Source organism: Bradyrhizobium sp. USDA 3262, assembly GCF_054060035.1.
In genome coordinates, this window is record NZ_JBSSCT010000001.1 from 4,752,734 (window position 1) to 4,768,056 (window position 15,323).

The 15,323-nt window shown below is 65.0% G+C and carries 10 protein-coding genes and 1 pseudogene; 9 read left to right on the forward strand and 2 right to left on the reverse strand.

Annotated features, from left to right (window positions below):
* Positions 1-60 precede the first annotated feature (60 nt).
* Positions 61-1,806: an ATP-binding protein gene (locus ACVWYP_RS21710; protein ID WP_212057288.1), complete on the reverse strand. Its 1,746-nt coding sequence runs from the start codon at positions 1,804-1,806 to the stop codon at positions 61-63.
* 493 nt (positions 1,807-2,299) lie between these two features.
* On the opposite strand from ACVWYP_RS21710, the pseudogene ACVWYP_RS21715 reads away from it, so the two are divergent.
* The 8 genes and pseudogenes from ACVWYP_RS21715 to ggt all read left to right on the forward strand — a co-directional run.
* A pseudogene (locus tag ACVWYP_RS21715) lies at positions 2,300-4,090 on the forward strand (putative bifunctional diguanylate cyclase/phosphodiesterase); the annotation flags it as partial.
* A 183-nt stretch (positions 4,091-4,273) separates the two neighbouring features.
* A complete protein-coding gene (locus ACVWYP_RS21720) occupies positions 4,274-5,230 on the forward strand; it encodes a catechol 2,3-dioxygenase (RefSeq protein ID WP_304499748.1) in 957 nt (318 codons plus the stop codon).
* Between the two features lie 159 nt (positions 5,231-5,389).
* Positions 5,390-5,860, forward strand: coding sequence for a DUF1801 domain-containing protein (locus tag ACVWYP_RS21725; protein ID WP_304500270.1), 471 nt, complete (start codon positions 5,390-5,392; stop codon positions 5,858-5,860).
* Positions 5,861-6,074: 214 nt separating this feature from the next.
* On the forward strand, positions 6,075-7,352 hold the full coding sequence (soxC, locus tag ACVWYP_RS21730) for a sulfite dehydrogenase (RefSeq protein WP_304499749.1): 1,278 nt from the start codon (positions 6,075-6,077) through the stop codon (positions 7,350-7,352).
* A 34-nt stretch (positions 7,353-7,386) separates the two neighbouring features.
* Positions 7,387-7,884 (forward strand): c-type cytochrome, encoded by a 498-nt coding sequence (locus ACVWYP_RS21735; protein WP_304500271.1) that lies wholly within the window; start codon positions 7,387-7,389, stop codon positions 7,882-7,884.
* A 138-nt stretch (positions 7,885-8,022) separates the two neighbouring features.
* On the forward strand, positions 8,023-8,331 hold the full coding sequence (locus tag ACVWYP_RS21740; RefSeq protein ID WP_225160659.1) for a BA14K family protein: 309 nt from the start codon (positions 8,023-8,025) through the stop codon (positions 8,329-8,331).
* A 134-nt stretch (positions 8,332-8,465) separates the two neighbouring features.
* Complete coding sequence (locus ACVWYP_RS21745) at positions 8,466-9,977, forward strand: amino acid permease (RefSeq protein ID WP_304499750.1); 1,512 nt, start codon at positions 8,466-8,468, stop codon at positions 9,975-9,977.
* An 83-nt stretch (positions 9,978-10,060) separates the two neighbouring features.
* Positions 10,061-11,797: a gamma-glutamyltransferase gene (gene ggt / locus ACVWYP_RS21750; protein WP_304499751.1), complete on the forward strand. Its 1,737-nt coding sequence runs from the start codon at positions 10,061-10,063 to the stop codon at positions 11,795-11,797.
* Between the two features lie 118 nt (positions 11,798-11,915).
* Here ggt and ACVWYP_RS21755 read toward each other — a convergent pair whose 3' ends face one another.
* A complete protein-coding gene (locus ACVWYP_RS21755; RefSeq protein ID WP_304499752.1) occupies positions 11,916-12,251 on the reverse strand; it encodes a hypothetical protein in 336 nt (111 codons plus the stop codon).
* A 557-nt stretch (positions 12,252-12,808) separates the two neighbouring features.
* On the opposite strand from ACVWYP_RS21755, the gene ACVWYP_RS21760 reads away from it, so the two are divergent.
* Positions 12,809-15,289, forward strand: coding sequence for a penicillin-binding protein 1A (locus ACVWYP_RS21760; protein ID WP_304499753.1), 2,481 nt, complete (start codon positions 12,809-12,811; stop codon positions 15,287-15,289).
* Positions 15,290-15,323 lie beyond the last annotated feature (34 nt).

Genomic DNA, 15,323 nt, shown 5'->3' on the forward strand with positions numbered 1-15,323 from the left:
GCGAGACCATAGTGGATGACGGGTCGGGCGCAAGGCGCATCGTGCCTTGCCGCGACGATGCTAGCGCAGCGGCTTCTTCAGCAGCGAGAAACGGTCCGGATCGAGGCCGAGCGAGGGCTGCAGCATCGGCGCCTCGGCCGGCGCCATAGTGCGCGCCGGCGCCGGAGAGTTGAAGTTGGCGTCGCTTGGGCTATCGCGATGCGAGGTGGCGCCGCGCCAGCGCTCCAGCACCGCGCTGACGAAATGCATGTCATGGCCGGCGGTGACCGACGGTACCGTGGCGATGGTGGCCTCGCCGCGCGGCAGCTGGTGCGGCGGCACCTCCTTGAAGCGCAGCCGGGTCGGCAGCGCCACGCCTTCGCCGAACGCCAGCACCTCGCGGGTGCCGAGCGAAGGCACGAAGGACAGCAGGTTGGCGGCGGCGTCCGAGACCGCGGAGCGCAGCAGCGCCTGGTCGCGGTCGTTGGCGAGGCGCATCGTGAACAGCGTGTTGCACTGGGAGATGATGGTCGCGTCGAGCTCGGCCGGACGCTGGGTGATCAGGCCGAGATAGACGCCGTATTTGCGGCCTTCCTTGGCAATGCGCGACACCGCCTTGCGGGTCGGCCCGAAGCCGATATTGCGGTCGGCGGAGGCGTAGCGGTGCGCTTCCTCGCAGACGAACAGCATCGGCGAGACGCCGTCGCTCCACAGCCCGAAATCGAACGCCATGCGGCACAGCACCGACACCACGGAATCGACGACTTCGGCGGGGAAGCCGGCGAGCTGCATGATGGTCATCGGCTTGCCGTTGGCGGGCAGGCGGAACAGATGGCTGATCACCTCGGCCATGGTATCGCCGCCGACATTGGCATTGTCGAACATGAAGGCGTAGCGCGGATCGTTGCGCACCGCGTCGATGCGCGAGATCAGTTTGTGATAGATGATGCGCGAGGAGCGGTTCTCCAGCTTGCCCATGCGCTCGTCGATCAGCGAGATCAGGTCGACGAGGCGATAGGGCACCGGCGTATCGACGGTGTAGCCGACCTGCTTGGGGTCGATGCGCTTCAGCCCGAGACCGACCCGGTCGGAGTTCTGGTACTGGGTGTAGATGCCCTTCGCCATCGGAATCACTTCGGCGAGGATGTCGAGCTCCTCGGGCACGCCGGGCCGGCCGCCGAACAGCACGTCGACGATCTCTTCGAAGTTGAACAGCCAGAACGGCAGCTTCAGGTTTCGCGGGTTGAGCACCTGCGCGCGCTCGCCGAAGCAGCGGCCATATTCGTTGTGCACGTCGAGCAGGAAGATGCGCAGGTTCGGCCGCGACTTCAGGATCTCGTTGAGCAGCAGCGACACGCCGGTCGATTTGCCGACGCCGGTCGAGCCGAGCACCGCGAAGTGCTTGGACAGCATCTCCTCGACGTCGACATAGGCGATCACCGAACGATCCTGCTGCAGCGTGCCGACATTGATCTGATCCGAGCCGCTCGGCGCATAGACCGTGCGCAGCTCCTGGTTCGTGATCAGATCGGTGCTGTCGCCGATGGTCGGATAATGGGTGACGCCGCGCTGGAATTTCGGACGGTCGCCGCCCAGGATTTCGCCGAGCAGGTCGACCGAGGCAGTCGCCATGTATTCGTCGGATGCCGGCAGGTTCTCGCACGTCACTTCGGTGATCATGGCGACGATGACCGAACTCGCGCAGCGGATACTGACGAACCGGCCGACCGTCGCTCGCATCTCTGAAAGTTGCATCTGGCCGCCCGCCAGCAGCCCAACCCGGGCCTGCGAGCCGCGCACAGAGATCACACGTCCGAAGGGTGTCACAGTACCAGCCTGGCTCGTTCTCAAAATCTAAATGTCCGGACCAATATGCCCGCCCGGGATTGGAAAAACCGTTAAATCGCCGGGGTTGCGCATCGGCTAAATCTACACCTTCCCGGTGACGATTTGTTTCTATCGTGCCGCGAGATGACGCGCTGTCGCGCGCATCGGCGGCGGAATCGTCGCTTTCCGGCACAGCCGCGTTTGTTTCCCGGTTTTTCCGTTAACGCGGGATTCACCATCTCCGAGGAGTGCATCGGCAGCTCCGTAGGTTTGCGGGGAATTGGGCTCGATTTGTCATGCGCTGTCGCCCGGTATCGCGTAACCGATTGCTAACTGCGAGTTGTAACGACCTTTCCATTTGTGCTGCGTAACGATGCCGCGCCCGGGAGAGATCAGCGTGCGCATCGAACATCGCAATTCAGGAAATGCCGATGCTGGCTCGACCAAGGGGCTGGCGTTCTGTGCCGGCCTGTTGGTCGGCAGCCTGCTCGGAAGCGCGACCGCGCAATGGAGCGAGCGCGAAGGCCTGCTGATGGCGGCATTCGCGATCATGGCCGTGATCGTCTTCCTGTTGCTCAAGCGGCACGAAATCTCCGACGAGCGGCTCGCCACCGAACGTCGCAATCTCATGACCGCCGTGAACAACATTCCGCAGGGCCTCGTGCTCTACGACGCGTCGGCGCGCATCATCATCTGCAACCGTCCCTACATCGAGATGTTCGGGCTTTCGCCCGACGTCGCCAAGCCCGGCTGCACCATGCACCGGCTGATCGCACACAGGCAGGAGACCGGCTCGTTCGACGGCGATGTCGACGACTTCTGCGACGCCATCATGGGCAACGTGAAGCTTGGCCGCGCCACGCGTCAGCTGACGCAGGCGCCAGGCGGGCGCGCGATCGAGATCGTCAACAAGCCGCTGCCGGAAGGCGGCTGGGTGGCGACCATCCAGGATATCACGGAGCGCACGCGCACCGAGAACAAGATCGCCCACATGGCGCATTATGATGCGCTGACCGACCTGCCGAACCGCGTGCTGTTCCGCGAGCGCCTGGAGCGGGCGCTGAGGGCGATCCGGCCGGATCAGCAGCTCGCGGTCATGTATATCGACATCGACGAGTTCAAGGCCGTCAACGACGCGCTCGGCCATCAGATCGGCGACGAATTGCTCAGGGCGATCGCCGACCGCCTGCGCACCTGCGTTGGGGGCACCGACGTCGCGGCGCGGCTCGGCGGTGACGAGTTTGCCGTGATCCAGACCGTCGTCCGCGATCAGACCGAGACCATGCAGCTCCTCGCTGCGATCTATCAGGCGATCCGCCGGCCGATCGACTGCAGCGGGCATCTGATCACCACCGACGCCAGCATCGGCATCGCCGTTGCGCCCGCCGACGGCCTCGACATCGATCAATTGCTGCGCAATGCCGACCTCGCGCTCTACGGAGCCAAGAGCGACGGTCGCCGCACCTACCGGTTCTTCGAGACCGGCATGGACGCGCGCGCCAAGGCGCGGCGCAGCCTCGAGCTCGAGCTGCGCCAGGCGATCGTCGACGGCAGCTTCGAGCTGCACTATCAGCCGCTGCTCCATCTCGAGGAGGGCCAGGTCAGTTGCTGCGAGGCGCTGGTGCGCTGGCGCCATCCGGAACGCGGCACCATCTCGCCGGCGGATTTCATTCCGATCGCCGAGGACACCGGCCTGATCAACGATCTCGGTCACTGGGTGCTCAACACCGCGTGCCGCGAGGCGATGAACTGGCCGGAGCATGTTCATGTCGCGGTCAACGTGTCTCCGATCCAGTTCAAGAGCCAGACACTGGCACTCAACGTCGCCGCCGCGCTCGCCGCGTCAGGTCTGGCACCTTCGCGGCTCGAGCTCGAGATCACCGAGGCGGTGCTGATCCGCGACGACGAGGCTGCGCTCGATATCCTGCATCAGCTGCGCGAGCTCGGCGTCCGTATCGCGCTCGACGATTTCGGCACCGGATATTCCTCACTGAGCTATCTGCAGCGCTTCCCGTTCGACAAGATCAAGATCGATCGCGCCTTCATCAAGGATCTCGCCGGGACCGGCGCGTCGTCCACGATCGTCCAGGCCGTCGTCAACATCGCCGCTGCCAGCGACATGACCACGACCGCGGAGGGCGTCGAGACCGAGCAGCAGCGCAACCTGCTGCGCATCCTCGGCTGCACCGAGATGCAGGGCTATCTGTTCAGCCGGCCGGTGTCATCGGCTGAAATCCGCAAGCTGCTCTCGTCGCATCGCGAGACCGCCGTCTCGGTCGCCTGACCGCCTGCCTCGACCGCTTTCACCGGGTGATTCCAGCCACGGAGTGCCGTGCGAGCGGCAATTGCCGGCGCCAATCATTTGTTGACGAGGCCTAATCATTTGTACACTAGTACAAATCGACGCGCCGCTCACCTGTCGAACCGCAAGTCGTCGATCCGGCGTCGTCGCGGAGGGAGACCGCCCATGCAGCCGGAACCGATCTTCGATCTCGCGCATCTCGGGCACATGGAGCTTTTGACGCCGAAGCCGGACGAGAGCCTGAAATTCTTCGTCGACGTCATGGGCATGACCGTCAGCGGCCGCAAGGGCGAGTCGGTCTATCTGCGCGGCTGGGATGATTACGAGCGTTATTCGCTGAAGCTGACGGCGTCGAAGACTTCAGGGATGGAGCACATGGCGCTGCGGGCACGCAGCCCGCAGGCGCTCGAACGCCGCGTCGCCGCGCTGAAGGGCTCGGGCTTCGATATCGGCTGGATCGATGGTGACATGGGGCAGGGGCCGGCATTCCGCTGCCGCGATCCCGACGGCCATGTCATCGAGCTCTATTACGAGACTGAGTGGTACGAGGCGCCGTCCGAGCTGAAGCCCGCGCTGAAAAATCAGGCGCAGCGCTTTCCGGCGCGCGGCGTCAATGTCCGGCGGCTCGACCATCTCAATTGCCTCGCGGTCGACATCAAGGCCAACCGTCTGTTCTTCGAAGACTACCTCGGCTGCCGCACCACCGAGCAGATCGTGCTCAACGACGGCACGGAAGCCGCGATGTGGATGACGATGTCGAACAAGAGCTACGACTTCGCCTATACGCGCGACCATTACGGCAAGCGCGGCCGGTTTCACCATGTCACCTACGCGCTCGACAGCCGTGAGGAGATCCTGCGGGCCGCGGATATTTTTCTCGAGCACGGGGTGCTGATCGAGACCGGGCCGCACAAGCACGCGATCCAGCAGACCTTCTTCCTCTATGTCTATGAACCCGGCGGCAACCGCGTCGAGGTCGCCAACGCCGGCGCACGTCTGATCCTTGCACCTGACTGGAAGCCGATCGTGTGGACCGAGGAAGAGCGCAAGAGGGGACAGGCGTGGGGGTTGAAGACGATCGAGTCGTTCCACACCCACGGCACGCCGCCCGTGATCGACTAAGTGCCAGACCGCCACACGAAAGCCGCCCGAGCGCGTCGATACGCCGCCGCGAACACGCGCGCTCGCCGACGACAACACCGACGCGTAGCCGATATGATCCGCTTTGAGAGGACGGACGCTGCGCTGCGCGCGAGACGTGAACCGGTGAGAACGAGCACAATGGCTGGCAAGACGCCAAAGACGTTGGCGAAGAGTGCGAAAAAGAGCGCCGCGAAGCGTGGCACCGCAAAGCCGCGTCTGCTCGCAGGCGGCAATCCGCAGATCGCCAAGGGATATGGTGACGCTCCGGTGCAAGCCTATATCGCCGCGATGCCGGGGTGGAAGCGCGACGTCGGACGCAGGCTTGACGCGCTCATCGCGCGTACCGTCCCCGGCGTGCACAAGGCGGTGAAGTGGAATTCGTCGCTCTACGGCATGGAAGGGGAAGGCTGGTTCCTCGGCATCCATGTCTTCACGCGCTACGTCAAGGTGGCGTTCTTTCGCGGCGCGTCGCTGCATCCGGTGCCGCCGGGCGAGTCCAGGCAGCAGCACACGCGCTATCTCGACATTCACGAGAGCGACGAACTCGACGAAGCCCAGTTCACCGCGTGGGTGAAGCAAGCCAGTCAGTTGCCAGGCGAACGGATGTGAACGCAAGCAAGACTGTCGAACAACGGCCATCACGCGCCGTCGATGCGGCTATGCGCGATGGAGCATTGCTTCGCCTCAGCTGTTTGGTGTTAGGCTGCACCAGAGCACGATGAATCGTCATCGCGCTTCAGATTGTTGTCCTGGCATGATCTCTTCGGAAAACCGCTTCGCACTTTTCCGGATCATGCCCTGGTAACGTCAGAGGAAAACGTCTATGAGCGAACACACGACGGACAAGCGCGTGCGAGAGGCGTCTCGCAGGCGATTCCTTCAGGCCGGTGCGGCACTGGCCGGTGGCTCCGCGATATCGGGAGTTGCCGGTTCTACCGCGCTTGCCGAACAGGGGAATAATCTTCCGCCCAATGTGCCGGAATGGATGAAAGCGCCCGGCGACCCGATGGGAAGCCAACCCTATGGCACGCCATCGCTTCACGAGAAGGCTGTCGTCAAGAACATCTCGAAGACACTGCCGCAGTATGTTTCCGCCTCGGGCCGCACGCCGTTGCAGGAGCTCGACGGCATCATCACGCCGAACGGTTTGTTCTACGAACGCCACCATGGCGGCGTGCCGACCATCGACCCGGCCGAGCACCGGCTGGTGCTGCATGGCATGGTCGATCGCCCGCTGGTGTTCACGATGGAGGACATCCGCCGCTTTCCGTCGCAGTCGCGCATCCACTTCCTCGAGTGCTCCGGCAATCCGGTCTACACCAAGCCCTACGGCAAGACGGCCTCCGACCTCGTCGGCCTCCTGAGCTGTGCGGAATGGACCGGCGTTCCGCTGAAGACGGTGCTGGACGAAGCGGGCCTGCAGGCGGGTGCCAAATGGATCGTGGCCGAAGGCGCCGACGCCGCTGCGTTGACGCGCTCGATCCCGATCGAGAAATGCCTCGACGATGCCATGCTGGTCTACAGCCAGAATGGCGAGCGGCTGCGCCCACAGCAGGGCTATCCGCTACGCCTGTTGCTGCCCGGCTTCGAGGGCAACATGAACGTGAAGTGGCTGCGCCGGCTCAAGGTCGTCGCCGAGCCGGCCTATTCGCGCGAGGAGACCTCGAAATACACCGACCCGATGCCCGACGGCACGTCGCGCGAATTCACCTTCTATATGGAAGCCAAGTCGATCATCACGCGGCCGTCCGGCGGGCAGAAGCTGACGACGCAGGGCTTTCACGAGATTACCGGCATCGCCTGGAGCGGTCACGGCAAGGTCAAGAGCGTCGAGGTCTCGCTCGACGAGGGCAAGAGCTGGCAGCAGGCCGAACTTCAGGAGCCCGTGTTGACGCGCGCGCTCACGCGCTTCCGCTTGCCCTGGCATTGGGACGGCAAACCTGCCGTGATCCAGAGCCGTGCCATCGACGAGACCGGCTACGTCCAGCCGACGCTGGCGGAATTGGTCAAGGTGCGCGGCCTCAACTCGTTCTACCACAACAACGCGATCTGGCCCTGGCGCATCGATGCGAATGGTGAGGTGACCAATGGCCAGGCGTAAGCTCAAGGCGGCGTTTCTTGTGAGTGCGGTCGCGATGCTCGCCACTGCCGGGCAGGCCGAGGATCGCTTTGGCATCGGGCGTGCGGCAACGCCTGCCGAGATCGCCGGCTGGAACATCGATATCGGCCGTGACGGCTCCAACCTGCCGCCGGGCAGCGGCAGCGTCGAGCGCGGCCGCACGGTGTTCAGCGAGCAATGCGCGGCGTGCCATGGCGACAGCGGGCAGGGCGGCGTCGGCGACCGCCTGGTCGGCGGACAGGGCACGCTGGCGAGCCCCAAGCCGATCCGCACCGTCGGCAGCTATTGGCCCTATGCCCCGACGCTGTTCGACTACATCCGCCGCGCGATGCCGCAGAACGCGCCGCAGTCGCTGAGCAATGAGGACGTCTACGCGGTGTCCGCCTACATCCTCAGCCTGAACGGCATCGTGCCGGCCAATGCGGTGCTCGATGCCAAGTCGCTCGCCACGATCAAGATGCCGAACCGCGACGGGTTCGTCTCCGACCCGCGGCCGGACGTGCATAACCATTGAGCGGCGGGCCACGGCTGGCTTGCTCGCAGCATCGTGACGCCGTGGCCCCTGTGCCCGGACGATTGCCGTCCCTATCTCCTTTTGGGGGCGGCTCGGCCGTCATCCGGCACATGTTTATTGATCGATAGGAGAGGCCGCATGACCAGGTCATGGGCAGTCGCAGCCGCCATGCTGCTCGTGGGAATGACGTTCACGCCGGTCGCGGCCCAGATGTCGGAGCCGGCATATTTCGACGCGCAAAATCCCGGGCGCAGCGCGATCAACGGCGGCGCCCTGACGCCATGGGGTGAGGCCCAGGAGGCCGCGCAGCGCGGCAGCAATCCGGCGAACGCCTACGGCGCCATGTCCGCGGCGGAGCCATCTTCCGCCTGCGCGCGTTACCGTTCATTCGATCCAGCGTCCGGTACCTTCCTTGGCCGCGACGGCCGCCGCCATCCCTGCCGATAAGGCCCTGCACCGCGCTTGGCGGTGGATAACGGCGCCGGCATTCGCCCGGCGCGCGAACGACTGAACGTTAGCCGCGTTATAGTCTGCCGATCGTGTCGGGTCCCGCCGGACCCGAGCGGCGGAGGACACCCGGCGTGACAGACGCTCTGGCCGGTTTCTGGGACCGAAAGTCGACCTCGGACCTGTTGCGTGAGGCGGCGCGGGCCGACGGCGACGCGGAGACGCCGATCTTCAGGCGCTCGCTGTCGGCCTTGCAGCTGGTCACGCTCGGCATCGGCGGCATCATTGGCGCCGGCATCTTCGTGCTGACGGGCCACGCGGCCGCCGCCAATGCCGGTCCCGCGGTCACGCTCTCCTTCATGATTGGTGCGGTGGCCTGCGCCTTCGCCGGCCTGTGCTACGCCGAGATGTCGTCGACGGTGCCGATCTGCGGCAGCGCCTACACCTATGCCTATGCCACGCTCGGCGAACTGATCGCCTGGATCATCGGCTGGGATCTGATCCTTGAATACGCGGTTGGCGCGATCGCGGTCTCGGTCGGGTGGTCCGGCTATTTCGTCAGTCTCATGCGCGATTTCGGCATCAACCTGCCGCAGCAATTCACCTCGGCACCGCTCGCCTACGACGTCAACACCGGCGCGTGGTCGTCGACCGGTGCGGTCATCAACATCCCGGCGATGGCGATCATCGCCTTCGTGACCACGCTGCTGGTGGTCGGCATTCGCGAGTCCGCGCGCTTCACCAGCTTCGTCGTTGTGGTCAAGCTCGTCGTCATCGCGCTGTTTCTCGCCACCGCGGCTTCCTCGGTGACGCTGGCGAACTGGGTGACGGCGAGCAACCCGGAGGGCGCGCTGATCCCGCCGAATGCCGGTCCTGGCGTGTTCGGCTGGTCCGGCGTGGTCCGCGGCGCGGCGGTGGTGTTCTTCGCCTATATCGGCTTCGACGCGATCTCGACCGCGGCACAGGAAGCGAAGACGCCGGAGCGCGATATGCCGATCGGCATTCTCGGCTCGCTCGTGATCTGCGCCGCACTCTATGTCGCGGTCGGATTCGTGCTGACCGGCATCGTGCCCTATGATCGGCTCAGCGTGCCCGATCCGATCGCCGTCGGCATCGATGCGATCGGCATCGGCTGGCTCGGTCCGTTCATCAGGCTCGGCATCCTGTTCGGATTGACATCGGTGATCCTCATCATGCTGCTGGCGCAGCCGCGGATCTTTCGCGCCATGGCGCATGACGGATTGCTGCCGGGCTTTGCCGCCAAAATCCATCCGCGCTTCCAGACCCCCTATGTCTCGACCATCTTCGCCGGCACCGTCGCCGCTGTTCTCGGCGGGCTGTTGCCGATCGGGCTGGTCGGCGAACTGGTCTCGATCGGCACGCTGTTCGCATTCACGGTGGTCTCGATCGGCACGCTGGTGCTGCGCGTGCGCGACCCGGAATTGTCGCGTCCGTTCAGGGCGCCGGCGATCTGGCTGGTGGCCCCGGCTGCCGCTGCAACCTCGCTGTTCCTGATGTTCGGCCTGCCGCTCGACACCTGGATCAGGCTCGCGGTGTGGCTAATGATCGGGCTTGTGATCTATGCGGCCTATGGCAGACGGCATAGCCGGCTGCGGGCGAGCGGTGGAGACCGCGCGGGCCTATAGTGCGCGCGCGTGCGGCCTGCTAGATGTACCCGTTGAGATAGCGCTGCAAGCCGCGACAGCCGGCGCAGGTCCCGGGAGGCTTCATGAAAAATCCAAATGCACGCGCGCGATGGATGGTCGCCGCGCTCGTCTCGGTCGGCATCGTGTCGGCAGTTCCCGGTCGCGCGGCCTCGGTTGCGCCGGTCGCCGCCGAGAACGGCATGGTGGTTTCCGCGCAACATCTTGCCACGCAGGTCGGCGTCGAGGTGTTGAAGCGGGGCGGCAATGCCGTCGATGCGGCGGTGGCCGTTGGTTATGCGCTTGCAGTGGCCTATCCCGCCGCCGGCAATCTCGGTGGCGGCGGATTCATGACCATCCAGTTCGCCGACGGCCGCAAGACCTTCCTGGATTTCCGGGAGACCGCGCCGAAGGGCGCCACCGCCGACATGTATCTCGACAAGGAAGGCAAGATTGTCGCCGGCCTCTCCACCAAGGGCCATCTCGCCGTCGGCGTGCCCGGTTCGGTCGCGGGCATGGAATATGCGCGCGAGAAATACGGCACCATGAAGCGCGCCGACGTGATTGCGCCGGCGCTGCAACTCGCCGAGGACGGTTTCGTGCTCGATCGCGGCGACATTCAGATGTTGGATTCTGCGGTCGACGATCTTCGCCAGGATCCGCCCTCGGCCGCGATCTTTCTCAACAACGGCAAGCCGTTCCAGGTCGGCGAACGGCTGATGCAACACGAACTTGCCGAGACGCTGCGCGAGATCAGCAAGCGCGGCACGGATGGCTTCTACAAGGGCTGGGTCGGTGCGGCGATCGTCGCCGCGAGCCAGGCCGGCAAGGGCCTGCTGACGCAGGAGGATCTGGACAACTACAGGGTTCGCGAGCTGGCGCCGGTCGAATGTGACTATCGCGGTTACCACGTGGTCTCGGCGCCGCCGCCTAGTTCGGGCGGGGTGGTGATCTGCGAGATGCTCAACATCCTCGAAGGCTATCCGCTGAAGGAGCTTGGCTACCATTCGGCGCAGGCGGTGCACTACCAGATCGAGGCGATGCGTCACGCTTATGTCGATCGCAACAGCTATCTCGGCGATCCGGACTTCGTGAAGAATCCGCTCGAGCGGCTGCTCGACAAGACCTACGCCGCGAAGATCCGTGCCGCGATCGACCCGGCAAAGGCCGGCGTCTCCAGGGACATCAGGCCCGGCGTTCCGCCGCATGAGGGCAGCAACACCACGCATTATTCGATCGCCGACAAGGACGGCAATGCGGTGTCGGTCACCTACACGCTGAACGACTGGTTCGGCGCCAAGGTGACGGCGGCCAAGACCGGCGTGCTGCTCAATGACGAAATGGACGACTTCACCGCCAAGGTCGGCGTGCCGAACCTGTATGGGCTGGTGCAGGGGGAGGCCAACGCGATCGTCCCCGGCAAGCGTCCGCTGTCCTCGATGAGCCCGACCATCGTCTCCAAGGACGGCAAGCCAGTCATCGTGATGGGCACCCCGGGCGGCAGCCGCATCATCACCGCCGTGCTGCTGACCATGATCAACGCGATCGACTACGGCATGAACGCGCAGGAGGCCGTGGACATGCCGCGCTTCCACCAGCAGTGGCTGCCGGAGGCGACCAACCTCGAGGACTACACGCTGTCGCCGGACACGCGGAAGATCCTGGAGGGCATGGGCCACAAATTCGGCCCGCCGCAGCCTGTCAATCACCTCGCGGTGATCATCATCGGCGCGCCGTCGCTGGACGGCAAGCCGGTTGGCAACAACCGCTTCTATGGCGCGAACGACCCGCGCCGCAATTCGGGGCTCGCTGCGGGGTATTGAGCGTGACGCCCAACGACAACCCGTAGCCCGGATGAGCGAAGCGATATCCGGGTCTCGTTGAGCTCCCGCATGTCGCTCCGCTCATGCGGGCTACCGCTCCAATTGATCCGCGCTGCGGTCAGGCGACGGCGGTCGACCTGTTGTCGTCGTGCCCGCTGGTCAGCAGCAGGCGCCGGCGGATCGCGTCTTCGACCAGGTCCAGGGATTGTTTGGCTTCGCGCGCCTCGGCTTCGGCGGCCTGGGCCCGGAATTCGGCCGCATCGAGCTGCTCCTGCTGGGACTCGATGCGGCGTCGGGCTTCCTCAAGCGCCCGCGACGCATCCCTCAATTTGCGCTCGGTGGCGGCGATGATTTCGAGCTGCGCCTGTTCGGCGGCCTCGGCGCGGGCCTCGCCGGCGCGGGCCCGGTCCTCGATGCTGCGGAACAAATCCGCCGCCTGATAGACGAGGTCCAAGGCTTCTGTGCCCCTGGCCGATGTGGGTGGTCTCGGAAATCCAAGGACATTCGGATCGGCCGTAAAAGGCCGTCTAAATCCGCGCAGTGCCATCCAAATCAGCCCGTCGCGAGTCGGCGTATGCCAACAACTTGCGGTAGTTATAGTTAACAAATCCTTAATGTGATCGGCGCGCCGGCGCTGTCCACCGGTTTCTGATGTCGCAGCACCCAAATCGGCGGGCGGATAGGGGAATCGATCCGTCCGGCCCGCGCTTTTCTTTCGTAACGTGCTCTCCGCGCAAGCGTAGCGAGACCACAGCGCTATCAGGCGCGGCGTGCGAATCGCCCAGCGCTGCAGCGGAGATCGATGCAGCCTCCGCGGCACCGCCAGTCGGCGAGGTCTGCCGATTTGGCTGCGGGCGCGAGCCGGGCTCTATGGCATAAGTTTGACGCCTGGCTTGCTTTAATTCTCCGGTGTTGAATTGCAGGTCCATGGAGCGACCGATATACCGGGCGGCCTAAGTGGCACGCAGCGCGCTCAGAACGAGCGACGTATTCGCCACGGAAATCTGGTCGATGAAATTTCTGTTGCGGTTCTTCGGGTTCCTGTTCACCGCAGGCACCATCCTGTTCCTGGCTGGTCTGGCCGCAGTCGCAGGGCTGTTCTGGCATTTCTCCAAGGACCTGCCCGACTATTCGCAGCTCCAGAACTACGAGCCGCCGGTGATGACCCGCGTGCATGCGGCCGACGGCTCGCTGCTCGGCGAATACGCCAAGGAGCGCAGGCTCTATCTGCCGATCCAGGCGGTGCCGAAGCTCGTGATCAACGCGTTCCTCGCCGCCGAGGACAAGAATTTCTACGAGCATGGCGGCATCGACTATACCGGCATGGCGCGCGCCGGCGTCTCCTACATCCAGAACTTCGGTTCCAACCGGCGGCCGCAGGGCGCCTCGACGATCACCCAGCAGGTCGCCAAGAACTTCCTTTTGACCAACGAGGTCTCGTTCACCCGCAAGATCAAGGAAGCCTTGCTGGCGATGCGAATCGAGCGGGCTTACTCCAAGGACAAGATCCTCGAGCTCTATCTCAACGAAATCTATCTCGGCCTTGGCGCCTACGGCATCGCGGCGGCCTCGCTGGTGTATTTCGACAAATCCGTCAATGAACTGACGGTCGCGGAAGCGGCCTATCTGGCGGCGCTGCCGAAAATGCCGGCCAGCCTGCATCCGGTGCGCAACCGCGCGCGCGCGGTCGAACGCCGCAACTACGTGATCGACCGCCTGCAGGAGAACGGCTGGATCACCGCAGCCGACGCCGACAAGGCGCGCAAGGAGCCGCTGACCGTCACCAACCGCAGCAATGGCGCGCACACCTTCGCCGGCGAATATTTCTCGGAAGAAGTCCGCCGCGACATCTTCGAGCGCTATGGCGAGAAGAAGCTCTATGAGGGCGGCCTTTCGGTGCGCACCACGCTCGACCCCAAGGTCCAGGTGATGGCGCGCAAGGCCATGGTGGCTGGGCTCGTCAACTATGACGAGCAGCAGGGCTATCGCGGTGCGATCCAGAAGCTCGACCTGACCAGCGACTGGGGCGTACCGCTCGCCGAGATCAAGTCGCTGTCCGACATCTCGCCGTGGCGGATGGCGGTGGTGCTGGAGAGCAACGATCAGTCGGCACGGATCGGCTTCCAGCCGGGCCGCGAACTCGGCGGCGCCATCAGCAAGCAGCGGGAGACCGGCATCGTCACGATGGACGGCGTGCGCTGGGCCAAGAGCAGGGGCAAGACGCCGACATCGGTGGCGCAGGTGCTGCAGCCCGGCGACGTGATCTACGCCGACCCGCTCTTCAGCAAGGACGGCCAGCGCGTCGAAGGCCAGTACCGGCTGCGTCAGATCCCTGAACTGTCGGGTGCGATGGTGGCGATGGATCCGCACACCGGCCGCGTGCTGGCGATGGTCGGCGGCTTCTCGTTCGACCAGAGCCAGTTTAACCGCGCGACCCAGGCCTATCGGCAGCCCGGCTCGACCTTCAAGCCGATCGTCTATTCGTCGGCGCTCGACAACGGCTACACCGGATCGACCATGATGATCGACGCCCCGATCGAGATCGACCAGGGGCAGGGCAACATCTGGCGGCCCGAAAACTTCTCCACCGGCAAGTATCAGGGCCAGGTGACGCTGCGCAACGCGCTGCGGCTGTCGCTCAACACGGTAACCGTGCGGCTGGCGCAGGAAATCGGCATGCCGCTGATCGGCGAGTATGCAAAGCGCTTCGGCGTCTATGACGAGTTGCCGAACTATCTCGCCTATGCGCTCGGCGCCGGCGAGACCACGGTGATCCGGATGGCCACGGCCTATTCGATGATCGCCAATGGCGGCGTTCGCGTGAAGCCGACCTTGATCGACCGCATCCAGGACCGCTACGGCCACACCATCTTCAAGCACGATCAGCGCGAATGCCGCGGCTGCGACGCGCCGGAGGGCTGGAAGAGCCAGCCGGAGCCGCAGCTCGTCGACCGCCGCGAACGGGTACTCGACGCGATGTCCGCCTACCAGATCACCTCGCTGATGGAGGGCGTGATTCAGGCCGGTACCGGCACCGCGCTGAAGGACGTCGGCAAGCCGCTCGCCGGCAAGACCGGCACCTCGAACGAGGCCAAGGATCTCTGGTTCGTCGGCTTCTCGCCGGACCTCGTGGTCGGTCTCTATGTCGGCTACGACAAGCCGCGTTCGCTCGGCCGCAACGCGCAGGCCGGCCACACCGCAGCGCCGATCGCGCGCGACTTCCTGAAGCTCGCGCTGGCCGACAAGCCCGCCACCCCGTTCAAGCAGCCGGTCGGCATCCGGCTGGTCCTGGTCGATGCCAAGACCGGCCAGCGCGCCGCGCCTGGCCAGAACAGGGGCGTGGTGCTCGAAGCCTTCAAGCCGGGCCAGGCGCCGCCGTTCAATGATCCCGGGATGGTCGCCGGCACCGATGTGATCGACGGCACCCAGCAGGGCATCTCGCCGGACGCCGATCGGGCCGTGATGCGGTCAGGGACGGGCGGGCTGTACTGACGCTTGGTGGGCAAGGCCTTCGGGCCGCGATTTT

Bases quoted from the DNA above. Each gene is read 5' to 3' on its own strand.
- ACVWYP_RS21720 (WP_304499748.1), top strand. From the start codon at position 4,274: ATGCAGCCGGAACCGATCTTCGATCTCGCGCATCTCGGGCACATGGAG.
- ACVWYP_RS21725 (WP_304500270.1), top strand. From the start codon at position 5,390: ATGGCTGGCAAGACGCCAAAGACGTTGGCGAAGAGTGCGAAAAAGAGC.
- soxC (WP_304499749.1), top strand. From the start codon at position 6,075: ATGAGCGAACACACGACGGACAAGCGCGTGCGAGAGGCGTCTCGCAGG.
- ACVWYP_RS21735 (WP_304500271.1), top strand. From the start codon at position 7,387: ATGCTCGCCACTGCCGGGCAGGCCGAGGATCGCTTTGGCATCGGGCGT.
- ACVWYP_RS21740 (WP_225160659.1), top strand. From the start codon at position 8,023: ATGACCAGGTCATGGGCAGTCGCAGCCGCCATGCTGCTCGTGGGAATG.
- ggt (WP_304499751.1), top strand. From the start codon at position 10,061: ATGAAAAATCCAAATGCACGCGCGCGATGGATGGTCGCCGCGCTCGTC.
- ACVWYP_RS21760 (WP_304499753.1), top strand. From the start codon at position 12,809: ATGAAATTTCTGTTGCGGTTCTTCGGGTTCCTGTTCACCGCAGGCACC.